Raw genomic sequence first — 22,835 nt, forward strand, 5'->3', positions numbered from 1 at the left:
TTACCGGCCAAGCACATCAATCAAGGGTTCTTCGATCCCTCCACATGAAAAACCCCCGGTCTGCAAAGGCCGGGGGTTTTTGTTTGTGTAGCCGAAATGCGGCAAACCCTAGTTTTTGTCCTTCTGAATAAAGGAAGGCAGAAGGGGGTTGTCTGTCTGCATGGAATCTTTGCTAGGCAGGGAGGAAGCATCCCATCCACCGCCAAGAGCCTCAATCAGCGTGACGGAATCCAGAATGCGGCTTTGCTGAATTTGCAGCGCCGTTTCTGCGTTGGAAAGAGCTGTTACTTCCGCCGTAATCACCGTGGTGTAAATCTGGGTGCCAGCCATGTACTGGTTGAAGGAAATCTGCACAGCCTTGTTGGCTGCTTCTACAGCAACGGCCTGCTGGTCTGCCTGATCTGCCAGCACGCGCAGGTTGGCAAGCTGATCTTCCACCTGTTGCAGGGCGGTTAGTACGGTCTGGCGGTAGGCAGCCACGTAGTAATTGTAATTGGTGTTGGCTTCACGCACGGCAGCGGTACGTGCACCACCTTCAAACAAGGTTTCCGTGGCGGAAGCGCCCAAGGCCCAAATACGGTTGGCTACCTGCACCAGCGCCCCTACCGGGTCACCACTGTAGGAGTAGCTGGCCGTTAGTTTTACGTCTGGGTAAAAGGCTGCAAGTGCTGCGCCAATCTGGGCGTTATATTCTTCCATCCTACGTTCTGCGGCAGAAACATCTGGCCTACGTTGCAGAAGCTCTGAGGGCACAGCAACGGGAATAGCCGGAATATCGCGCGTGAGTGCACCATGTGGGATGGAAAGATCTGCCGGAGATTTGCCCATCAGAATGGCAATGGCGTGTTCATATCCTGCGCGGGCGGCATCTGTTGCGGTGGCTTGAGCACGAGTTTGTTCAAGCTGCGTTTTGGCCTGCATTAGGGTGGTGGGGTCAGCCGTGCCCGCATCATACTGGTTTTTGGTAATCTGGTAGGAGCGCTCGTAAAAATCTACGTTTTTTTGCAGCAGATCGTGCAAGCTGTCCTGATACCGCAGGTTAAAATAGGCTGTTGCCAACTGTGCCTGATAGGAGAGTTTGGCATTGGCCAAATCAGCCGCAGAAGCCTGAGCCTCTGTGACCTGAGCCTGAATCTGGCGGCGGATATTGCCCCACAAATCCAGATCCCACGAGGCTGAAGCCCCCATTGCATAGGTGTTTTCAGTGGTGTTGGAGGCAACGGATGACGTTGTATCTCCGTAATTGATGATCGTGCCCGATGAGCGAGAGCCACGGCCAGAACTCTGACGGTTGAAGGAGAGGGCACCGCTTAACGTAGGATATAGTTCTGCCCGTATGGCGTTAATAGCAGCGCGGGCATTGCGGTATCTGGCCTCATACTGCGCCACGTTCTGGTTGTTGATTTCAACCTGAGATTCAAGCTGGTTCAACAGCGGGTCATTATACAACGTCCACCACGCGCCTTTGGGAATGGCGGCCAAGCTGGGTTGCGCATAGTTCCAGCCAGCAGCAGGCCGAAGCTCCTTAAACTGCGGAGAGATAATGGCCGAAGGGCGTTTGTAATTGGGGCCAACCATGCAGCCCATAAGCGCCAGTGGTGCCATAAGGCTGGCAGCGCGGCGGGACAGTTTTTTGTGTTTGAGCATCATGCTGGAAAAAGAAGGCGAAACCATCAGCTATCCTGCCGGGAGGTGCGAGAAAAGAAAGAGCGCAGGCGTATTTTCTGAACGTGCAGTCGCCACGTATCAAGCGTAAGATAAATAACAGGGGTGGTGTAAAGCGTAAGTGCCTGACTGACGAGCAACCCACCCACAATGGCAATGCCCAACGGGTGGCGCAGTTCTGCCCCATAGCCATTGGTGATCATCAGCGGGGCTGCCCCCAGTGCTGCGGCAGCGGATGTCATGATAATGGGGCGGAAGCGGAGCAGGCAGGCAGTACGAATGGCCTCAAGTGAAGACATGCCATGTTCACGTTCTGCCACAAGGGCAAAGTCCACCAACATGATGGCGTTTTTCTTCACAATGCCAATCAGTAAAATCACCCCGATCATGGCAATAAGCGAGAACTCTTCACCAGCCAGTTGCAGCGCCAGCAGCGCCCCAACACCCGCAGAAGGCAGAGTGGAAAGAATGGTGAGCGGGTGCAGGTAGCTTTCGTACAGAATACCCAGAACAATATACACGGCGCATAGAGCTGCCAGGATCAGCAGGGGCTCATCATTCACGGCCTTCTGGAACTGTGCGGCATTTCCCGCAAAGCTGCCGTGGATGGTAGAGGGCATGTGCAACGTAACCTGAGCAGCATTGATAATCTGTGTTGCCGTACTGAGCGAAACCCCCTTGGCCAGATTGAAGGAGATAGTGGAAGCCACTGCCATACCCTGATGGTTGACCGAAAGGGGGGTGCGTGTCTGCACAATCTGTGAAACCAGCGTAAGTGGCACCATGCTTTCAGAAGAGGTGCTGACGGCGGAACCGCTGGAAGCCCCGGCACCACCAGCCAGTGCGTTGGCAATCTGGTTTTTGAAGGATTCCGAACTCAGGGAGGATTCCGAGCTACTGCCTGCGGCATCCAGCCCGCTGGTGTTGCGCACACGTATGGTGTTGGATTGTGTGCCACCACCTGCTGTGCCACCAGCCACACTGACCCACACCTGCATCAGGCTATGGGGGTTAGACCACAGCACCGGATCAGCTTCCATGACTACGCGATACTGATTGAGCCTGTTGTAGATAACTGAGGCCGCGCGTTGCCCGAAGGCATCATACAGCGTGTTGGAAAGCAGCTGAGGCGTGATGCTGACACGTGCGGAGGTATCGCGGTCTATATCCACGCTCATGGCAGAACCACCCTGCTGCACGTCGGATGAAAGATCGGTCAGTTCCGAGTGGTGGCGCAGTTCACTTTGGAGTTTATCTGTCCATGTATAAAGCTCGGATGCGTTTTCACCCTCCAATGTATATTGGTAGGACGCATTGCTCTGCCGGGCACCCGCACGTACGGCACCGGGTTCCATCAGGTAGAAATCAGCCCCCACCAGTTTGCTCAACCGCTTGCTGATACGGTTGATAAGGTCTGTTGGCGTATCCGAACGCTTGCTTTTGTCCTGTAACTGCAGGAACAGATTGGCTTGGTTGGAGGAACCGCGCCCACCGATAAAGGAGGAAACACTTTGCACCTCCGGTTCCGCCAGAATGGCCTTTTGCACATCAGCCAGCTTTTTGCTGAGTGCGCCAAAAGAGATGGACTGATCCCCCCGCAAATGTCCCATCAACAGGCCCGTATCTTCCACCGGGAAGAAGCCTTTGGGCATGAGAATAAACAGTGCAACAATCAGTGCCAGCGTAAAGGGCAGGCTTAGCAACACCAGCTTGCTATGCCGCAGCGCCACATCTAGCGAATACGCATATCCAGCCTGAAGTTTATCCAACGCACGGGTAATACGTGCCGCCACGCGGGCAGAAAGCGGAGGACGCTCCTGTGTTTCAAGCGAAGATGCACGTGGGGCCAACAGGTAAGCGGCCATCATGGGCGTAAGGGTGAGAGACAACACCATGGAAATAATGATGGTGATGCTGACCGTCATGGCGAATTCGTGGAATAACCGGCCCGCAAGACCACCCATCAGCAGAATGGGCAGAAAAACCGCAATAAGCGAAATGGAAATGGAGAAAACGGTAAAAGCCACCTCGCCACTGCCTTTTATGGCGGCATCACGCGGGGCAAGGCCTTGCTCTATGTAGCGGGCAATGTTTTCCACCACCACAATGGCATCATCCACCACAAAGCCGGTAGAAACCGTAAGCGCCATAAGGGACATGTTGTCCAGCGAATAGCCAAACATTGCCATCACCCCAAAGGTGGCCACAATAGAAGCTGGCACCACAATGGCGGGAATAAGCGTCATTCTAACAGAGTGCAGGAACAGCAGCACCATCAGCACAACCAGCACCACGGAAATAACCAGTGTAAACTGTGTATCTGCCAGAGAGGCACGAATGGTAAGGGAGCGATCCAGCCCTACATGCAAATCCACCCCACCGGGCAGGGCGGCCTTGAGCATAGGCAACTTGGCGTTGATCTGATCCACCGTATGGATCACGTTGGCCCCAGCCTGTGGGAACACTATGGCAATAACTGAATCTTGGCCGTTGTAATACCCTGCGTTGCGTAGGTCTTCCACGCTGTCACGCACTTGGGCAATATCCGCCAGCCGCACGGGCCGACTATTGCGCCATGCAATAATCAGATCTCGATAATCCTGCGCTTTGCTGACCTGATCATTCGTATCCAGCGTAAAGCGCATGCCACCCTGATCAATAATACCTTTGGGGGTATGGGCATTGGCCGAGGCCAAGGCTGCGCGCACGTCTTCAAAGCTGATGCCATAGCGGTAAAGCGGCAGGGGGTTTATTTCCGCACGGATAGCCGGCAGCGCACTCCCGCTGATTTCTACCTGACCAACCCCTGCTACGGAGGAAAGATGCTGCACCAACACGTTGGTGGCGTAATCATAAAGCTGCGGGCGCGTATGTGTATCTGATGTTAGGGTTAAAATCAGAATGGGCGCGCCGTTGGGGTTGGCTTTACGGTACGTTGGGTTTTGCCGCAGGGAGGAAGGCATATCTGCATGGGCTGCCTGAAGGGCGGCTTCCACATCTCGCGCAGCGCCGTTGATATCGCGCGAGAGAGAAAATTGCAGCATGATGCGTGTGGTGTTTTGTGAGGATTGTGACGTCATTTCCGTCACATCCGCAATCTGACCCAAATGCCGCTCAAGCGGGGCCGCCACAGAACTGGCAATTTCTTCCGGGCTACCACCGGCCTGTGTGGCCTGTACCATAATGACCGGAAAATCCACATTCGGCAGGTCAGATACCGGCAGTGTCCGGTAGCCTAAAATGCCCCCCAGCAACATGGCCACCGTAAGCAGAATGGTGGCCACGGGCCGGTCAATAAACAGCCGGCTTATGCTCATGGTGCGGAATGTCCATCAGCCGGAGGTGGGGCAGAAGGCTGGCTATGCCGATGCCGCATGGCATTGAATTTATGGGCCAGTGTATCCAGCGCCAGATAGATAACCGGCGTGGTGAACAGCGTAAGCAACTGGGAAAGTGCCAGCCCGCCAATAATACTCAGCCCCAGAGGGTAGCGTAGTTCCGAACCCGTGCCGTGGGAGATCACCATAGGCACGGCACCCAGCATGGCGGCAAGGGTTGTCATCAAAATAGGGCGAAAACGCAGCGTGGCAGCGGTGCGGATGGATTGCAGGGAGTCCATGCCATGCACACGTTCGGCTTCCAGCGCGAAGTCGATCATCATGATGGCATTTTTCTTCACAATACCAATCAGCAGTACAATGCCGATAATACCCATAATATCCAGATCCACGCCTGCAATCATTAGCGTAAGCAGCGCACCAATGGCGGCGGAGGGCAGGGTGGACAAAATGGTAACCGGGTGCACAAAGCTTTCGTACAGAATGCCCAACACGATGTACACGGCTATCAGCGCCGCAGCCACAAGGAACAGCTCGTTGCTGAGTGAGCCTTCAAACGCTGCCGCAGTGCCTTGGAACGATGTCTGGAAGGCGGAGGGCAGACCTATTTCTTTTTCTACCTTGCGGATGGCGGTCGTTGCATCCCCCAGCGCGTAACCATCGCTCAAATTGAAGGAAATGGTGGTGGCGGGGAACTGCCCAAAATGCGTGAGCAGCAGGGGGGCTGTTTCCTGCGTAACGGTGGTAACAGCAGCCAGCGGCACCAACCCGGAGGTGGGCGAACGCGTGGGGCCAGAAACACTTTCCCCCGAATTGCCGCTGATACCCGGCAGATAAAGTTGGGAGAGTGAGGTCAGGTTGGTCTGAAACTGCGAGTCTGCTTCCAGAATAACGCGATACTGGTTGGACTGCGTATAGATGGTGGAAATCTGCCGCTGGCCAAAGCTGTCATACAGCACGTTATCAACGGTTTGCGGCGTAATGGAATAGCGCGCCCCAGTGGCTCTATCCAGCGTAACCTTTGCCACCAGCCCAGATGCCTGCAAATCCGATGTGACATCAGAAAGCGCAGGTTCCTGCTTTAGGCGGTCCAGCAGTTTGGGCACCCATGTTTCAAAGGCACTGTATTCGGGGTTTTCCAACAGGAACTGGTATTGCGTGGCTGTAACCGTTGTATCCAGAGAGAGATCCTGAATAGGCTGCATATACAGTTTGATACCGGCGACCTGTGCGGTTTCATCTGCCAGGCGGCGGGCAATTTGCGCTGCGGTACTTGTACGGTCATCATGCGGTTTGAGGTTAATGAGGAACCGGCCCTGATTGAGCGTAGCGTTCTGCCCATCTACCCCAATAAAGGAAGAAAGCGAGACCACATCCGGGTCTTTCAGCAGCACTTTGGCAAGTTCCTGCTGATGCTCCTTCATGCTCTCAAAAGAGATGGTTTGTGAGGCAACGGAGATGCCCTGAATAACCCCTGTATCCTGCGCAGGAAAGAACCCTTTGGGGATAACCCACGCCAGCACACCCGTAAGCACCAGTGTGCCCACGGCCACGCACAGGGTGAGCACACGGTGGGCCAGCACCACATCCAGTATGCGGTCATACCCGGCAATCAGTTTTTCCGTGTAATCTTCCATCCGGGCAGACCAGCGCTGGAATGCCGTTGTGGCAGAGCCAGCATCATGCACACGTTCGGAAAGAATGCGCGCACACATCATCGGCACCAGCGTAAGCGAGACCACAGCAGACAGAATGATGGTCACAGCCAGCGTAAGCGCAAATTCATGGAACAGGCGGCCCACCACATCCCCCATGAACAGCAGCGGAATCAACACCGCAATCAGCGAGATTGTCAGCGAGATAATGGTAAAGCCAATTTCCCCAGCCCCTTTCAAGGCGGCTGTCATCCGGTCTTCTCCTGCTTCCACGTAGCGGGAGATGTTTTCGATCATGACAATGGCATCATCCACCACAAAGCCGGTGGCGATCGTAAGCGCCATGAGCGACAGATTATCCAGCGAGAAATCCAGCAGATACATCACTGCCAGCGTGCCGATAATGGAAAGCGGCACAGACAGGCTGGGAATAATGGTGGCAGGGATATTGCGCAGGAATACAAAAATAACTGCCACAACCAGCGCGAGAGATAAAAACAGTTCACCCTGTACATCGGATACAGAAGCGCGGATGGTGGTTGTGCGGTCTGTCAGCGGGGTAATATCAATACCCGGAGGTAGTGTTTCCCGCAGGGCAGGCAGGGTGGCCTTTACGTTATCCACCACGGAAATCACGTTGGCGCCGGGCTGGCGCTGCACGTTCATGATGAGCGCAGGTGTCAGGTTAGACCACGCCGCAAGCTGCGTGTTTTCTGCGCCCACAACCACGGTTGCCACATCACGCAGGCGGATGGGGCCGCTGTTCTGGTAGGCAATAACCTGATTAAGCAGCACATCTGCGCTGGTAATCTGCCCATCCACCTGCAACGTGGCGGCCTTTTGCGGGCCATCAAACGTACCGGTAGGGGAGTTTACGTTCACGTTGCCAATGGTGGTGCGTAACGTGTCCAGATCCATCCCATAGGATGTGAGCTTGGGAATGTTCACCCGCACCCGAATAGCCTTGCGGTTGCCACCAGAAAGCGTCACCAACCCCACGCCAGAAATCTGGCTGATTTTCTGTGCCAGACGCGTATCCACATAGTCTTCCACTTCGGGTAGCGGAATGGTGGAGGATGTAATGCCCAGCGTAAGCACAGGTGTATCAGCCGGGTTTACCTTGGCGTAAACCGGAGGGGCTGGCAGGTCTGTTGGCAGCAGGGAATTGGCTTGGTTGATAGCTGCCTGAACTTCCTGTTCCGCCACATCGATAGAGGTATCCAGTGCAAAGCGCAGGGTAATAACCGATGCTCCGCCAGATGATCGTGATGTCATCTGGTCTAGCCCCGGCATTTGGCCAAACTGGGTTTCCAGCGGAGCGGTAACAGAGGTAGACATCACATCCGGCCCGGCACCGGGGTAGAATGTTTCAACCGTAATGGTTGGATAATCTACCTGAGGCAGGGCGGAAACGGGCAGAAAATGGTAGCCCAGCAGGCCAGCCATAAAAATGGCCAGCATAAGCAGAGTAGTGGCAACCGGCCTGCGAATAAAAAGGGCTGATGGGTTCACTTTGCTGCGGAATCCGATGCTGGGGTGGTTTGTGCAGGAATGGTGACTTTAATGCCAGCGCGCAGATGATCTGTGCCATCTGTTACAACCTTGTCACCATCCTTCAGGCCGGTGGAAACAACAATGTTGGTGCCATCTGATGTGCCCGTGGTAACGGGCCGCACCTCAACAGTGTTATCGGCCTTTACAACGTAAACAAACAGGCCGGTGGGGCCGGTTTGCACGGCTGTAGTGGGCAGCAGCAGCACGTTGTTAAGTGTTTTGACCAACAGACGAGCATTTACAAATTGATTGGGGAATAGATGCTCATCTGTGTTGGGGAAAATGGCACGCAGGCGCACGGTGCCGGTGGAGGTATCTATTTCACTATCTAACGTGCTGACGGTGCCATCAGCAATTTTTTGCGTGTTGGAACTGTTCCATGCCTCTACGGGAAGAGACTTTTGAGTGCGTAGTTCTTCCGCCACTTCTGGTAGCTGATCCTGCGGCAACGTGAAGATAACGGAGATAGGCTGCATCTGCGTGAGAATAGCCAGCCCGCCAGATTGGCCTGCCGTAACGTAGTTGCCCTTATCCACGGCACGTATGCCAATGCGGCCATCTACAGGTGCAATAATATGGCAGTAAGTGATCTGGAGCTTCTGGTTATCCACCAGTGCCTGATCGGATTTTACAGTGCCTTCTAGCTGCTGCACAACAAACTGCTGATCCTTGGCGGTTTTGGCATCAATACTGTCTTGCCGGATCAGGCGCTGGTAACGCGCGCTATCAACGCGTGCCTGCGCAAGCTGCGCCTTATCTGCGGCAAGCTGTCCTTCATATTGGGCCAGTTGCACCTCATAGGGTCGGGTGTCTATCAGTGCCAGCAGATCGCCTTTGTGAACGTGCTGTCCTTCCGTAAACAGCACGTTCATCAGGTAGCCTTCCACGCGGGTTTGCACGGTCACGTTGGTAATGGGAATAACCGTTCCCAACTCAGTAAACACCACGGGCATGGCACCACTATGCACCGTTTGCACGGCAACCGGCTGCCCCTGAGATGCATCTGCAGTTTGGTGTTTGCCTTTTTTATGCGTTCCGCTGCTGGTGTCTCCATGCGGGCGCAGGAAGGCAAAGGCCAGTACGCACGCACCTGCCAGAGCTATGCCTGCAAGTAACATCCGTTTTTTACGGGGAGGGCGCGGAGATGGTGAAGACGGAGAAGCGGGAGAGGCTGGCTGATGTTCATCCATGTGGCGCGCTGCGTATTACCTAAAAAATAAGGAATGTTGGTTCAGACAGGAAAATAAAGGCCAGAATAAGGTTTTATAATCCGTCTGAAAAAATTGATATGTGTCGGAAAGCAGAAAATCCTGCTTTCACCGTAAAACGTACCACATGGATATGGGAAGGGCTTGTTACGTTTTTTTAGCGCTTGTTTCCGCTCATGGATGCCCCGGCAGAAGGTGCAAGGCGTGCGGCAAAAGGCACAGCCAGAAGAGATACAGCCCCGGTTGCCAGAAAACCTGCGGAAAAATCACCCAAAGTGGGTGTTGTGTGTCCATATATTTGCCCCAGCACCGTAAGTGTGCCTGCAGCAATACATATGCCAGCAGAAAGCATAATCTGCTGCATGGTAGAATACAGGCTGGTTGCCGCACTCATGTTGTTTGCAGGTACATCCGCATAGGCAATGGTGTTGTAAGCAGAAAACTGGATAGCTTGAGCAGCCCCGGTGCATGCCAGAATAAGCGAGAAAAGCCACAATGCATGCGGCAGCCGAAAGCTGGCCACCAGTGTAAACACCACTGCGGCGGAAACACCATTAAACATCAGCACCTTGCGGAAGCCCCAGCGCCGCAAAATGGCTGGCACAAAGGGACGTGTTATTAACGCACCGATAGGCGCCGTAAATGTGACCAGCCCGCTTTGCGCAGCATTCAGCCCCATGCCGATTTGCAGAAAGGACGGCATGAGAAAGGGCAGGGAACCCACAGCCACGCGTGAAGCCGCGCCAGCAAAAACAGAAATCCGAAAAGTGGGAATACGCATCAGCCGGAAGTCCAGCAATGGCGCGGGAACACGAAAGGCATGGATGCAATAAACTGCCATCAGCAGGCTGCCCGCGCCAAGCAAGGCCAAGCGCAGGCTGATTGAGCCTTCTGCGTGGCTGAACAGTTCTGCAAAAACAGAAAGCAAAGCCAGCCCGCCCCCCGCCAGCACCATGCCTTTTAAATCAAACGGAGGGGGTGAGGGTTCGTAAATTTGGGGAATGAAGCGCCACGTTAACCCCAGCCCGATCAGTCCTATGGGAATGTTGAGGTAAAAATTCCACCGCCATGAAAACCATGTGGTGATAAATCCGCCCACTACCGGGCCTAACAAAGGGCCAAGCGTTGCGGGTAGCATCATCCATGTCATGGTGCGCACAAGCTGATTACGCGGTGTGCTGCGGATAATCACCAGCCGCCCTATGGGCACCATAAGAGCGCCGCCAATGCCTTGTAGCGTGCGCATGCAGGCCAGAAAGGGAAGGGAGTTTGCCTGGGCGCAAAACAGGGAGCTGGCTACAAAAATGCAAATAGCCACCATCAGTACAGAGCGGCTGCCCAATCTGTCTGCCAAGGCGCCAGAAGCCGGTATGAAAATGGCCAGCCCAATAATATACGATGTGAGCGCAACAGAGGTTGCAACTGTATCAACGTGTAAACTGTTAGCGATAGAGGGCAGAGCTGTTGCCAGAATGGTGCCATCAAGCTGTTCCATAAACATCATGGAGGCAACGATCAGGGCGGTGAACTGCGCTTTGGTCGGGCGTGGCATGCCTAGTCAGAAACGTGTTTTTGCGGTCTGATGCAACCTATGATCCTGCAAGCACTGTTTTGTTACGGCAAGCAGGCGGGCAGGATTGCACTCAAAGTTTAAGGAAAAAGTCATGGCTGAAGATAAAATCAAAAATGTTGAAAGCAAGGTTGAAGGCGCAGCAACAGATGCCAAAGGCCATGTGAAGGATGCTGTGGGCGGTCTGACAGGTAACATTGGCATGCAGGCTGAAGGCAAGTTCGATCAGTTTGCTGGCCACATGCAGCAGGATTTTGCAGACCTGTATGAAGAAGGTGAAGGCGTGCTGGAAAAGGCAGCTACCTTTGTGCGGGATAAGCCCTTGCTTTCATTGGGTATTGTGTCTGCTATCGGCCTTGTTCTGGGCTGGCTGATCTTCCCCCGCCGCAAGCGTTCTTGAAAAATTAGTTTACCGGGACTCTTGCGCTCCTAGGTAAAAAATGCTTCTCCTTCTCTGCGGAGTCGCAGTTGATGCGACTCGGTTAATTTAGCCGAGTCGCATCAAATGGATGGAAAGAGGGGCAATGCCGGACTTTACGCGGGAACAGCAGCTGGGTGGCCGAGTGGCCGGGGTAGATGAAGTGGGCCGTGGCCCGCTAGCAGGCCCCGTGGTTGCTGCCGCAGTGGTGTTTGGCGCTGGTGTACCTGCTGATCTTGCCGCCGTTATTGATGATTCCAAAAAATTAAAACCAGCTGTGCGCGAAGCCATAGCGGAACGCCTGCCACAGGTGCCGGGTATTGAAATCGGCATTGGGGCGGCTTCTACTTCGGAAATCGATAAGCTGAACATCCACCATGCAGCCCATCTGGCTATGCAAAGGGCGGTAGGCCGTCTGCCGCGCCTGCCAGACCACGTGCTGGTGGATGGCAACAAGCTGCCGGATTTTGGCTGCGCTGCACAGGCCATTGTGGGTGGAGACAGGGTAAGCCTGTCTATTGCCGCTGCATCTATTGTGGCCAAGGTGGTGCGTGATCGGGCTATGGCCCGGCTGGATGCGCGCTGGCCTGATTACGGCTGGGAGAAAAACGCGGGCTACGGCACGGCTGTTCATCGCAAGGCGCTGATCAGCGTGGGTATTACACCGCACCATAGAAAGACGTTCGGCACAGTGCGCCGGCAGCTAGAAGAACATTATTCGGCGGAGAAGCAGGTATGAGCGGCGCAAAATCAGCATCCATGGAACTTCCTCTTGATCAGATCCTCCGTGGTGAATGTGTGGAAACCATGCGTTCCCTGCCTTCTGGCTCCGTGGATTGCGTGTTTGCAGATCCGCCGTACAACCTTCAACTGCGTGGAGAGCTGCGCCGCCCGGATGATACGCTGGTGGACGGTGTGGATGATGATTGGGACAAGTTCTCCGATCTGGAAGAATATGACCGCTTCACCCGTGCATGGTTGGCAGAAGCCCGCCGCGTGCTGCACAAGGATGGCACAATCTGGGTGATTGGCTCCTACCACAACATCTACCGCATTGGTGCCATTTTGCAGGATCTGGGTTTCTGGATTCTGAATGATATTGTGTGGCGTAAATCTAACCCCATGCCCAATTTCCGTGGTCGGCGTTTTACGAACGCGCATGAAACCCTTATCTGGGCTGCGCGCGGGCAGGATAGCCGCTACCGCTTTAACTATCAGGCCATGAAGGCCCTGAATGATGATGTGCAGATGCGCTCAGACTGGTATCTGCCGCTGTGCACAGGCAATGAGCGCCTGCGGAATGAACATGGCTTGAAGCTGCATCCTACCCAAAAGCCGGAAAGCCTGCTGCACCGCGTGCTGCTGGCCTCCACCACGGTAAACGATGTTATTCTGGACCCATTCTCTGGCACAGGCACCACGGCGGCTATGGCACGCCGGCTGCGGCGGCACTTTATCGGTATTGAACGCCACCCGGATTACGTAGAAGCTGCCATGGCGCGCGTAGCTGCTGAAACGCCGCTGGAAGCCGATGCCGTGCAGACCACGCAGGATAAGCGTGAGGCCCCGCGTATTCCTTTTGGCTCATTGGTAGAGCAGGGCGTTATTGCTGCTGGTACAGTGGTGTGTGACAAAAAACGCCGTGTGCATGCCACTGTTTCACCCGATGGCACGCTGGTAAATGGCACCAAGCGCGGTTCCATCCACAAGCTGGGTGCGCAGCTTACAAATGCCCCTTCCTGCAATGGCTGGACATTCTGGTATTTTGAGCGTGCAGGGGAATTGTTGCAGCTTGATGTGCTGCGGCAAGAAACACTTCAGAAAACAGCGCAGGCATAACTGCGCTGTTTTCTGAAGCATAAGACAATACTTTAAAAACAGATGTAAAAAGGCAGCTTTTTAGCTGCCGCCAAAGCCCAAAAAGCCAACAGAAGGCTGTGCAGTGCCGCCTGTGCTGTCATACCGCCGCTCTAGCATTTGCTTCTGTTCATCCTGTTCGTAGCGGGCATTGTTGATGCCGCCAGAAACAACAGGTTCCGCACCACCATCCATGCCGCCACCGTAAGAACGTGGATTATCCGCAGGCGTGCGGAGGGACAGTAGCAGAAAGGTAATGGGGTTACGGTTGAGGTCGATAGACATATCCAGCGGTGTCTGACCCAGAATGTTGTGCCCGCTTAGATCCGCCCCACGGTTAATAGCATCTTTTGCAGCAGAAATGCTGCCACGGTTGATGGCATCAAAAAGTGCGGCTGTGGGCTCCACATCCTTGTTAGACTTATCCCCGTCATCTTCATCCAAGCTGGAGGCACCGGGAATATTGGTGGGCGGGGCAGCCTGTTTGGCAGCCTGTGCGGCTTCCGCCTTTTTGGCGTCTTCAGCAGCAGCAGCTTCATCGCCCCCTTGTGCCTGCGCCCAGACAGGAGTGGTGGCAAAGCAGGCAAAACTGCCCATAAGCATGGCAGAAGAAGCAAGGCGGCAGAAACGGGTCATTGTCTGTCCATCATTACACGTATGCGTCATGCTAACACACCGCATAATGGTGTGAAAGTGGAGAGACCGCACACCCCACTCTTTCCCTGCTGGTATCAATTCCGGCCTTCACGCCACCATCCCGCAAAAAGGAAGGCGAGGGATACCAGCAACATGCTCCATGTTGGCAATAAGGGTTCTGCGCTTTTGCCCGTAACAATATGCGCGCCACGTTGCGGGAAGGCCAGCCAATCTGTGCTGTGCAGGTTATTGGATTCTGCCATCCGAATGGTTGGCATGGCCAGATGTTTCGGTGCACCCAGCCAGAATACCCCACCGCCTGATTGGTGCGCTATAGGTGCCAGTTTGGTGGCCGTGGCCCGTAAATCCGTCATTTCACGGATATCGCTTTGCACAGGCGCAGCATAGGCGGTGTGTGTACCATCCGTTACCTGCCAAATGCCGGCTTCATTGGCAGGCAAGGTTGTTGTCTGGCTACCATCCTGCGGGGCGGCATGTAGGTGCAGTGTCGTTTGCGTGCCCGAAGGTGCCGTAACGGTAACATCGGGCGGAGTGGCTTCGGTGCTGATACTATGGCGTGTTACGGTTAACACGTTGTCCGTAATGCTGGCGGCCAGTTGTTCCTCTTCCAATTCAGGTTCTTTCATGAGCCAGTGAGAAATCCGGCGCAGCAATTCCGCCTGCGGGCCGCCGCCGCCTTCACCGCGAGACCAAAGCCAGATCTGGTCTGAAAGCAGCAGGGCCACACGCCCCTGATCTACACGGTCCAGCACCAGCAGGGGGGCAGCGTCAGGCCCGCTCATCAGCACTTCTCCATGTGTGCTGTCGGGCTTTAGGGCGCGGTACCATGGCCCCCACGCACCAGCAACGGTTGTCGTGCTATCCGGCATGTTTGCATCTGGCGCGCCAGAAAGAGCTGCCGTTACAGGGTGTTGGCGGCCCTGAGCGGTTAACCGGGGGCGGAACTGACGCTCCACCATGCCTGTTTCTGGTGGCACATGTGCGGGCAACACATCGCCCACAGGTGTTTCCTGAAGTGATCCGGGGCCTACAAATTCCGGCCCGGCAGTCAGCAACAACCCACCACCACGGCGCACAAAATTGGCAATATTTTCCAGATAGCTATGGGGCAGAATGCTACGGTTTTCAAAACCATCTAGAATAATCAGGTCAAACTGGTTGATCTTGTCCTGAAACAGTTCCTTTACGGGAAAAGCAATCAGAGCCAGATCAGATAGCGGTGTGCCATCATCTTTTTCCGGCGGGCGCAAAATGGTGAAGTGAATCAGATCTACCGCGGGGTCGGCCTTCAGCAACCGGCGCCAGACACGCTCCCCTTGGTTGGGTGTGCCGGAAATCAGCAAGACCCGTAGCCTGTCCCGAATACCCATAATATGGGTGATGCTCTGATTATTTAGTTGAGAGACTTCTCCCGCTAAAGGAGAAACCGAAAGGCTGATGAGCATCTGCCCCGGTCGGGCAACAGGAATATTGATATCCTGCGGCGTGCCTGTAGTAACAGGAATAACCACAGGTTCTTCGCCATTTACACGCAGGGTCAGTTCAGCCGGTGTGCCGGCGTGCGTGCCGGGGCCGGAATCTTCGGCCAATACGCGCAAATGTGCGGGTTGCCCGGCAATAGCGTAGGGTGGTGCTTCCAGTATCTGGAGCTTGCGGTCTGTTTCCTCACCTTTGGCAGTTAGCAATACATGCAGGGGCAGGGTGCGTTGTTCCCCCATAGCAGTGCGCGGGCGGAGGCGATCAGGCAGGTTGGCCGGAACATCCGTTACCTGACCGTCTGTGACCATCATGGCGCCAGCAAGCTGATCAGGCGGAATATCTGCGGCGGCTTGATCCAATGCTTCAAACAGGCGTGTGCCATCATGCCCGTTCTGACGCACTGTAATGGTGCGGATATTTAGCCCATCCACCTGCATATGCGCCAACGCATCCGCAGCTTGTCGGGCAATAACCGCCCGCTGCCCAATGGACATGGAAGGAGATTGATCTACCAACATAAGCGCGGTTTGAGGCAGGCTATGCCAGCTTTCGCGCAGATGTTGCGGACCTGCCAGCCAGAAAAGAAGTGAGGCAAGTGCTGCCAAGCGCAATAAGGCTCCGCGCGCGCCGTTATACAGGCTCCACGCACAAAGAAGTATGCCCGCAATGCCGAGTAAGCCTAGCAGCCATAAAGGTAGCAATGGCGCAAAACCGATGGATTGCATCAAACTGTTCATCATGGCCGGTCTTCCAGCCGTTTCAGCAGCATGGGCACGTGTACTTGGTCTGCCTTGTAGCTGCCGGTAAGCGCATAAATGACAATATTCAGCCCGAAGCGATAGGCCAGCAAACGCTGCTCCGCTCCACCGGGAATAACCGCAAATGGCGTATTGCCAGATGGATCAACCGCCCAAGCATGTGCCCAATCTGCCGAGCCGATAATAATGGGGCTGACTTCATCATTTCCCGCATCGCCTTCGCGCGCCACCCAGATGGGCTGGCCAGCATAACGGCCCGGAAAATCATGCAGCAGGTAAAAGGTGTGCGCCAGCAGGTGATGGTCATTCATGGTCACAAGCGGCGGCACTGTTAGCCCTGTTGTGGCACGGCGCAGGGCGGCGCGTGTGCCCGGGGCATCACCAGCAAAGCTGGCATCATCTGCGGCAGCGTCTGGTGTGTCCTGCCCTTGGGTATCAATCAGCAAGATACCACCATGCGCCATAAAGCGGTTGAGCGCGGCTATCATGGCAGGAGAGGCATGGGCATCTGGCGTAATGGGCCAATATAGTAATGGATAGTAAGCCAGATCATCCGTTTCCGGGTGCACACCATCGGGGTGGCCCAGCACGGCAGATGTGCGGGCATTGGTAAAATCTGCCAGCCCCTGAAGCCCTTGGCGGGATGCCTCATCTACATCTTCATGACCTGTTAAAACATAGGCCAATCGTGTTTCAAGTGCTGCTCCGGGCACGGAGTGAGCAGTTCGCGGCGCTGGGGCAGGTAGCTGTGTATCTGCCGCATAAGCAGGAGCAGCCACACCAAGCAACATGCCCCCCATAACCAAGGCGGCTACATTAGTGGGTTTGGGTGCCAAAAATCCTTTACGCATCAGCAAAGCCAAAGCACCATCAAGCAACAACAAAACTATAGCTACCAGAAGGCAGAAGCGCCCAAGTGGTACATCCGGCTGTTGGCCTGCCGGATCAGTAATAACACCCACAGCACTTTCAGGATGCAGCGCGGTAACGTGATCTGCCGCATTCAAGGCACGGCGGCCAGAGCTAGGGCCATACAGGCCCGGAGGGTGCGCGGGGGATACATCCGTGGTGACAAAGGCAGAGGCTTTTAGGCCGCGTGCATAAGGGGGCGGAGGGCCAGCAACGCCTGCGCCATCTAGTGTTAAGGCTGGCTGCAATATGGCATCATCCGCGGATACACTCACGCCGTTTGCATGGTCTGTCAGCCGTTGCAGCATAGAGACAAACAAACCAGAGAGCGGCAGGTTAGACCAATCTGTCGTGCTGCTGACATGGAACAGCACAAGCTCACCTTTGCCCAGTGCTGCGTGCGTTACCAGCGGCGTGCCATCTGCCAGCCGGGCCCATGTATGCTCGGTTAGTGTAGCGGCGGGACGAGCCAGAACCTGCCGTGAGACTGTAACATCATTGGGGGGCACTAACCCGGCGAATGGGGAAGTTGCATCAAACTTGGCGAGTTTTTGTGGTGTACCCCATGTCATGGAGCCACCAAGCTGGCGTGCACCATCAAGCAAGGCAACGGGCAGTAGATCTTGCGTGGTCTGCTGGGTATTTTCGCTTTCAGCAGCTTCATCATGTTGGGCACCGGCAAGGGTGGGGCCAGCAAAGCGGATAAGCGTGCCACCGTTTTTCACCCATTCGCGCACTTTTTCGCGTGTTTCCGGGTCTGCCAGCGTACCATCTGGCGCAATTAAAACAGAAAGAGGGCGGCTTAAAAGAGCTGTTGGCGTGCCTTCATGCAATTCGGCAGAAGGCGCAAGGGCGCGGCGCAGATAAAACAAAGACCCGACTAAAGGTGTATCCGCGCCACCAGAAGCCAGAAGGCCAACCGGATGCAAGCGGCTGCTTTCATCCATCAGCACCGTAGTGGCCGCATTGGCTGTGCCTGCAAGTGTGAGTGTATCTATGCGGTTGCGCACGGCAGAGGGAAGGTTCACGGCAATATCGGCGTGGCCAGATTGTGCGGGCAGGGGTACGGGCACAACTGCCAGAGTGCCCCCATCTTGCGTGTGTGCAATAACGTTAAAGGCACGCGGAGCCGCTGCGGGCATTGCCACAAGCCGTGCCATAACATGACTGCCTTTATCGGCCATTGGTGCCAAAGCCACTGCATTTTGGTGTGGAAAGCGCACTTCTCGCACCTGGCCTAAACTTTGCAGAGCAGGCCTAAAGGTATCATCGCCGGAGGAGGCAACACCATCTGCCAGATACAGAATACTGCCAAATGTTTGCGTGCCTAAATGTTCTAAAGTGTGCGCGGAAAAGGTTCTGTCTACTTGCCAAGGTTCTGGGCGCAGTGCGTTCAGATGTTGACGCACTTGAGCAACAGGTAGGGGAACAAGGTTTTCTGCAATAGATGTTTCTGCTTCTGGTGCAGTGGTAAGCAACAGAACAGGGCGTTTAGCGCGTTCAGCATCAGCCAGAAAATTTTGTGCAGCAGCCAGTCGTTCGTTCCAGTCTGCGGCGCTGAATATACCGTTATCTATAACAAGAAGCACCGGGCCAGAGCCTTGCTGCGCGGCATTATGCCCCGGCAGCACAGGGCGGGCGAGGCCAAGCACCAACAGGGTAACAGCAAAAAGGCGCAACAGCAGTAACCAGAGTGGAGAGCGTGCGGCTTCGGTCTGGCGTGGTTTTAGGTTGGCCAGCAGTTTTACAGGCGGAAATGCCTGTTGGCGTGGGTGCGGAGGTGTTGCACGCACAAGCCACCACACCAACGGCAGCGTAAGCAGGCCTAGCAGGGCAAGGGGAGCCAGAAATATCATACCCGGCGGCCCATCAGGTTATACAGGGCCAGCAGAGTGGGCGTGGCAGGAGTATCTGTTACATGGCAAAGGTAATCATGCCCAAGGCTTGTGGCCATTTGTTCAATCTGGTTGCTACGAGCTGATGCCAGATGGATGTAATCTGCACGCAATGTTTGCACATGTGGCAGCTCAATGGGTGGTTCGCCTTCCAACCCCGTAAATTCAATGCGCCCTTCATAGGGAAGTGAAAGTTCAGCCGGGTCCGCAATATGCAGCATATGCGTGCGCACGCTACGCGCTGCACATTGGTGGAGCAGCCCGCGCAGGGCTTCTGTTTCGCACAGCAGATCACTCGCCAGCAGTAGATGTGCATGGCGCGGCAAAGCCGCAGCGGCAGGCAGAGCATTTTTTTGCGGCATGGAAGCCTGAAACACCAAGGCCAACGCCAGACGTTCTAGAAGGCTGCCGCCGGAAGGTAAATGCACCATGCCAGATGATGACAGTAGGCGAATGCGCTCTCCTCCACGCGCAAGAGCGGCAGCCATTGCCAGCGTGAGCAGAATAGCGCTTTCCACTTTGGAGGGAATGTTGGTGCGTGATTGCCAGTGCATGGAGGCTGAAAGATCACACCAAAGCAGAATGGTTTGTGCGCTTTCGGCTTCTGTCTCGCGCACATAAGCATGGGTGCTGCGGGCAGATTGGCGCCAGTCTATATGTGCGGCAGGCTCTCCCGGCTGGGCTGGGCGATATTGCCAGAAAGTATCGCCCCATCCCGCGCGATGTTGCGGGTGCTGCCCTGCGGCCAGTGTGGCTGCTGTGCGATTGGCCTGTACAATCAAATCGGGCATGCGTGCTGCCAAAGCCTGCGCCTGTTGGGTAAGGGCAGCAGGTTGCCCGATGGCAACAGAAGCATCCGCTTGCTTGGCAAAATGCGGTGCCTGTGTGGTGCCGGCCTTATTGCGGCGGAATGCGGCAGTAAGAAAGGATGGGCCGCGCAATGGCTTTAACCCAACTGTTGCAGAAGGCGAGAGATAACATCCTGAATGCACACACCTTCAGCACGGGCGGCAAAAGTCAGTGCCATACGGTGGGCCAGAACAGGCTGGGCCAGTGCCGCAACATCATCCAAACTGGGGGAAAGTCTGCCATCTAGCAGGGCACGTGCACGGGTGGCCAGCATAAGGGTTTGCGCAGCACGCGGGCCGGGGCCCCATGCAATCTGTTCGCGCAGGGTGGCATCTTGCGTGGTTTCTGGGCGGGCGTTGCGTACCAGATTGAGAATGGCATCCAGCACTTTTTCACCCACCGGAATACGGCGCACCAGTGCCTGTGCTTCCAGTAGGCTTGTGGCATCCATAAGGGTTTGGGGTTGCTCTGTTTGTGCGCCAGTGGTGGCCAGCAGCATCTGCCGTTCCGCTGCTTCATCGGGGAAGGAGAGCGGGATTTGCAGCATAAAGCGGTCAAGTTGCGCTTCTGGTAGTGGGTAAGTGCCTTCCTGTTCCAGAGGGTTCTGAGTGGCCAAAACATGGAAAGGGCGCGGCAGGGGGTATTCCGTTCCGGCCACGCTTACGCGGTGTTCCTGCATGGCCTGCAACAGGGCAGACTGCGTGCGCGGGCTGGCGCGGTTGATTTCATCCGCCATCAGCAGTTGGCAAAATACGGGGCCGGGCACAAAGCGGAAGCTGCGATGGCCTGATGCATCTTCATCCAGAATTTCACTGCCCGTAATGTCGGAGGGCATAAGGTCTGGCGTAAACTGCACGCGGCGCGAATCAAGCCCCAGCACTGTTCCCAAAGTTGTGACCAGCAATGTTTTGCCCAAACCAGGAGCGCCAACCAAAAGCGCATGCCCACCTGCCAGAATAGTGGCAAGTGTTTGGCGAATAACCTGTTTTTGGCCAAAAACAATGCGAGAGGTTTCCTGCTGCACGGCTTGCAGCCGTTCGCAGATACGGTCTGCCTCCCGCACTTCGGGAGGAGAGGAGGGCTGTTGCGCGGGCTGCGATGCGTCTGATGCGGTCATGGTTCCAGTGTGAAGCACATACGGGGCTTACATCAAGCGGGGTATCATCCCTATATCATCAGGATGACGGTATGGACACGTATTACAGGATGATAGGCCAGTGAAAGGCGAACACGCAGTGAGTGGCGACAGTCTTGCCTGTTCGGGGCATCAGGAAAGCCCGGAAAGAAAAAGGCATGACTTGGGATATCTGCCTTTTTTGGTTCGACGTGATGGTGTGTGGCTTTATCGCGGCACGCCCATAAAGCGTAAGGCCATGCTGTGCATGTTTGGCTCCATGCTCACGCGGGATGAAAAAGGGGCATACCTGCTACGCTCCCCTTTTGAGACCGGGTATATCGAGGTAGAAGACGTGCCTTTTCTGGCAGTGGAGCTGGATTGGACGGGCTGTGGCAGAATGCAGCGTCTGTGTTTTCGCACCAATATGGATGAAGTGGTGGTAGCCGGACCAGAGCATCCGATTCGGACAGATTGGAACATGCCACCAGAGGCCTGCCCAGATAGTTGCCCCCCTTATATTCGGCTGCGGGAAGGGGATGACAGGCACTTTCCGCTAGAAGCGCGTCTATCTCGCCCAGTGTGGTACGAACTGGCGGCTTTGGCAGAACCGGGCATGTGCCAAGGCATTCCCTGCATGGGCGTTTGGAGCTGCGGCTGCTTTTTCCCGCTGGCCAGACAAACATCCGGTACAGATTGCGACGTATGCCCCGCACTTTATTGGAGCGTCTGAAGCCTGCGCGCCTGCATGCATTGAGGCAGATATGGGTTGTGCTGCCTGAAGCACGTCTTGTTGGCGGCGTGGTGCGTGACCTGATGGTGGAGCGGCCTATTGCAGACGTTGATTTGGCAGTGCCGCAACCGCCCGAAGAGGTTATGCATGGCCTGAAGGCGCAGGGCATAACGGTTGTGCCAACAGGGCTGGCGCATGGCACCGTTACGGCGGTTATCGATTCCGCGCCCTATGAAATCACCACCCTGCGGCGAGACGTGGAAACAGACGGACGCCATGCTGTAGTATGCTGGACAGACAACTGGCAAGAAGATGCCGCGCGCCGTGATTTTACAATCAACGCCATGTCCTGTGACAGCACGGGCACTGTGCATGATTATTTTGGCGGCCAGCGTGATCTGGCAGATGGAATTGTACGCTTTGTAGGCGATGCCACACTGCGGATACAGGAAGATGCCCTGCGTATTCTGCGGTTTTTTCGCTTTTGGGGGCGCTACGGGCGTGGGCAGGCAAATGCACAAGCCATGCAGGCCATTACCGCGCAAGCGGCATTGTTGAACGGCTTGTCTGTTGAGCGGATATGGTCTGAACTCAAGCGTATTCTGGCTGGTCCGAAGGCGCTTGAGGTTGTGTATCTGATGCAGCAGGCGGGTATTCTGCCTGTTCTATTGCCAGAAGGTGCGCATGTGCCTTTGTTTGCGCAGTTAATGGCGTTTAATTCGCCAGCAGATGCCTTGTTGCGGTTAGCAGCTTTGGTGCCAGATAAAAGCGCAGATATGGCGCGCCGCCTCAAATTCTCTCGCGCTGAAGCTGCACGTTTGAAAGCCATGCAGGCTGAACCCGTGCCTTTGCCCGATATGTCTGATGCGCAATTACGCCACTTATTGGCAGATACCTCGCCAGATATTTTGGCTGCACGCAGTTGGCTGTATCAAGCACAGCATCCTCATGTTTCGGGCACAGAACTGCGGCAGCGTTTGGCGCAGCTTGAAATACCTGTGTTTCCATTAGCAGGGCGAGACCTGCTGGAAGCGGGCTGCCAGCCAGGGCCGCATATTGGGCAGGTGCTGAAAGATGTGCGCAACTGGTGGCAACAGGGCGGTTGCAATGCGAATAAACAGGTTTGTTTGGCCCATGCGTTAGGGCTGGCTAAAGCGTTGCCATAATAAAACCATG

Annotated in this window: 15 protein-coding genes; 5 read left to right on the top strand and 10 right to left on the bottom strand. The window is 55.4% G+C overall.

Annotated elements, in window-relative coordinates:
• Window positions 1–108: 108 nt before the first annotated feature.
• From A4S02_RS02760 to A4S02_RS02780, 5 genes are all read right to left on the bottom strand, one after another.
• On the bottom strand, window positions 109–1,674 hold the full coding sequence (locus A4S02_RS02760) for an efflux transporter outer membrane subunit (RefSeq protein WP_019090060.1): 1,566 nt from the start codon (window positions 1,672–1,674) through the stop codon (window positions 109–111).
• Entirely contained in the window at window positions 1,674–4,982 is a 3,309-nt protein-coding gene (locus A4S02_RS02765) for an efflux RND transporter permease subunit (protein WP_070322879.1), read from the bottom strand. The genes A4S02_RS02760 and A4S02_RS02765 overlap by 1 nt, the downstream gene beginning before the upstream one ends.
• Window positions 4,979–8,170: an efflux RND transporter permease subunit gene (locus A4S02_RS02770; protein WP_070322880.1), complete on the bottom strand. Its 3,192-nt coding sequence runs from the start codon at window positions 8,168–8,170 to the stop codon at window positions 4,979–4,981. Before A4S02_RS02770 ends, A4S02_RS02765 begins: the two co-directional genes overlap by 4 nt.
• Window positions 8,167–9,402 carry an efflux RND transporter periplasmic adaptor subunit gene (locus A4S02_RS02775; protein WP_019090063.1) on the bottom strand — a complete coding sequence of 412 codons (1,236 nt, stop codon included), beginning with the start codon at window positions 9,400–9,402 and terminating at the stop codon, window positions 8,167–8,169. The genes A4S02_RS02770 and A4S02_RS02775 overlap by 4 nt, the downstream gene beginning before the upstream one ends.
• Window positions 9,403–9,577: 175 nt before the next feature.
• Window positions 9,578–10,972: an MFS transporter gene (locus tag A4S02_RS02780; RefSeq protein ID WP_070322881.1), complete on the bottom strand. Its 1,395-nt coding sequence runs from the start codon at window positions 10,970–10,972 to the stop codon at window positions 9,578–9,580.
• A gap of 112 nt (window positions 10,973–11,084) precedes the next feature.
• Between A4S02_RS02780 and A4S02_RS02785 the strand changes: the two genes are divergently transcribed.
• The 3 genes from A4S02_RS02785 to A4S02_RS02795 all read left to right on the top strand — a co-directional run bounded on the left by A4S02_RS02785 (window position 11,085) and on the right by A4S02_RS02795 (window position 13,247).
• Complete coding sequence (locus A4S02_RS02785) at window positions 11,085–11,390, top strand: CsbD family protein (RefSeq protein WP_003628207.1); 306 nt, start codon at window positions 11,085–11,087, stop codon at window positions 11,388–11,390.
• Window positions 11,391–11,499: 109 nt separating this feature from the next.
• On the top strand, window positions 11,500–12,147 hold the full coding sequence (locus A4S02_RS02790; RefSeq protein ID WP_019090065.1) for a ribonuclease HII: 648 nt from the start codon (window positions 11,500–11,502) through the stop codon (window positions 12,145–12,147).
• Window positions 12,144–13,247 carry a site-specific DNA-methyltransferase gene (locus tag A4S02_RS02795; RefSeq protein ID WP_070322882.1) on the top strand — a complete coding sequence of 368 codons (1,104 nt, stop codon included), beginning with the start codon at window positions 12,144–12,146 and terminating at the stop codon, window positions 13,245–13,247. Before A4S02_RS02790 ends, A4S02_RS02795 begins: the two co-directional genes overlap by 4 nt.
• A gap of 60 nt (window positions 13,248–13,307) precedes the next feature.
• Here A4S02_RS02795 and A4S02_RS02800 read toward each other — a convergent pair whose 3' ends face one another.
• The 5 genes from A4S02_RS02800 to A4S02_RS02820 are packed head-to-tail and all read right to left on the bottom strand — an operon-like array spanning window position 13,308 to window position 20,947.
• A complete protein-coding gene (locus tag A4S02_RS02800; protein WP_070322883.1) occupies window positions 13,308–13,973 on the bottom strand; it encodes a hypothetical protein in 666 nt (221 codons plus the stop codon).
• A gap of 23 nt (window positions 13,974–13,996) precedes the next feature.
• A complete protein-coding gene (locus A4S02_RS02805) occupies window positions 13,997–16,141 on the bottom strand; it encodes a hypothetical protein (RefSeq protein ID WP_070322884.1) in 2,145 nt (714 codons plus the stop codon).
• Window positions 16,138–18,924, bottom strand: coding sequence for a DUF4159 domain-containing protein (locus A4S02_RS02810; RefSeq protein WP_070322885.1), 2,787 nt, complete (start codon window positions 18,922–18,924; stop codon window positions 16,138–16,140). The genes A4S02_RS02805 and A4S02_RS02810 overlap by 4 nt, the downstream gene beginning before the upstream one ends.
• Window positions 18,921–19,904, bottom strand: a complete 984-nt coding sequence (locus A4S02_RS02815; RefSeq protein ID WP_070322886.1) for a DUF58 domain-containing protein — start codon at window positions 19,902–19,904, stop codon at window positions 18,921–18,923. The genes A4S02_RS02810 and A4S02_RS02815 overlap by 4 nt, the downstream gene beginning before the upstream one ends.
• A 5-nt stretch (window positions 19,905–19,909) precedes the next feature.
• Window positions 19,910–20,947, bottom strand: a complete 1,038-nt coding sequence (locus A4S02_RS02820; protein ID WP_099046875.1) for an AAA family ATPase — start codon at window positions 20,945–20,947, stop codon at window positions 19,910–19,912.
• Window positions 20,948–21,029: 82 nt separating this feature from the next.
• On the opposite strand from A4S02_RS02820, the gene A4S02_RS02825 reads away from it, so the two are divergent.
• The gene (locus tag A4S02_RS02825) at window positions 21,030–21,659 is read left to right on the top strand and encodes a DUF1285 domain-containing protein (protein WP_070322888.1); all 630 of its coding nucleotides are present in this window, start codon (window positions 21,030–21,032) and stop codon (window positions 21,657–21,659) included.
• Window positions 21,632–22,825, top strand: a complete 1,194-nt coding sequence (locus A4S02_RS02830; protein WP_070322889.1) for a CCA tRNA nucleotidyltransferase — start codon at window positions 21,632–21,634, stop codon at window positions 22,823–22,825. Before A4S02_RS02825 ends, A4S02_RS02830 begins: the two co-directional genes overlap by 28 nt.
• The last annotated feature ends 10 nt before the right edge of the window (window positions 22,826–22,835 follow it).

The organism is Acetobacter ascendens (assembly GCF_001766235.1).
Classification (GTDB): domain Bacteria; phylum Pseudomonadota; class Alphaproteobacteria; order Acetobacterales; family Acetobacteraceae; genus Acetobacter; species Acetobacter ascendens.

Coding starts and splice junctions, on each gene's coding strand:
- A4S02_RS02780 (WP_070322881.1), bottom strand. CDS start 10,972: ATGCCACGCCCGACCAAAGCGCAGTTCACCGCCCTGATCGTTGCCTCC.
- A4S02_RS02785 (WP_003628207.1), top strand. CDS start 11,085: ATGGCTGAAGATAAAATCAAAAATGTTGAAAGCAAGGTTGAAGGCGCA.
- A4S02_RS02790 (WP_019090065.1), top strand. CDS start 11,500: ATGGAAAGAGGGGCAATGCCGGACTTTACGCGGGAACAGCAGCTGGGT.
- A4S02_RS02760 (WP_019090060.1), bottom strand. CDS start 1,674: ATGGTTTCGCCTTCTTTTTCCAGCATGATGCTCAAACACAAAAAACTG.
- A4S02_RS02775 (WP_019090063.1), bottom strand. CDS start 9,402: ATGGATGAACATCAGCCAGCCTCTCCCGCTTCTCCGTCTTCACCATCT.
- A4S02_RS02795 (WP_070322882.1), top strand. CDS start 12,144: ATGAGCGGCGCAAAATCAGCATCCATGGAACTTCCTCTTGATCAGATC.
- A4S02_RS02830 (WP_070322889.1), top strand. CDS start 21,632: ATGCCCCGCACTTTATTGGAGCGTCTGAAGCCTGCGCGCCTGCATGCA.
- A4S02_RS02805 (WP_070322884.1), bottom strand. CDS start 16,141: ATGATGAACAGTTTGATGCAATCCATCGGTTTTGCGCCATTGCTACCT.
- A4S02_RS02810 (WP_070322885.1), bottom strand. CDS start 18,924: ATGATATTTCTGGCTCCCCTTGCCCTGCTAGGCCTGCTTACGCTGCCG.
- A4S02_RS02765 (WP_070322879.1), bottom strand. CDS start 4,982: ATGAGCATAAGCCGGCTGTTTATTGACCGGCCCGTGGCCACCATTCTG.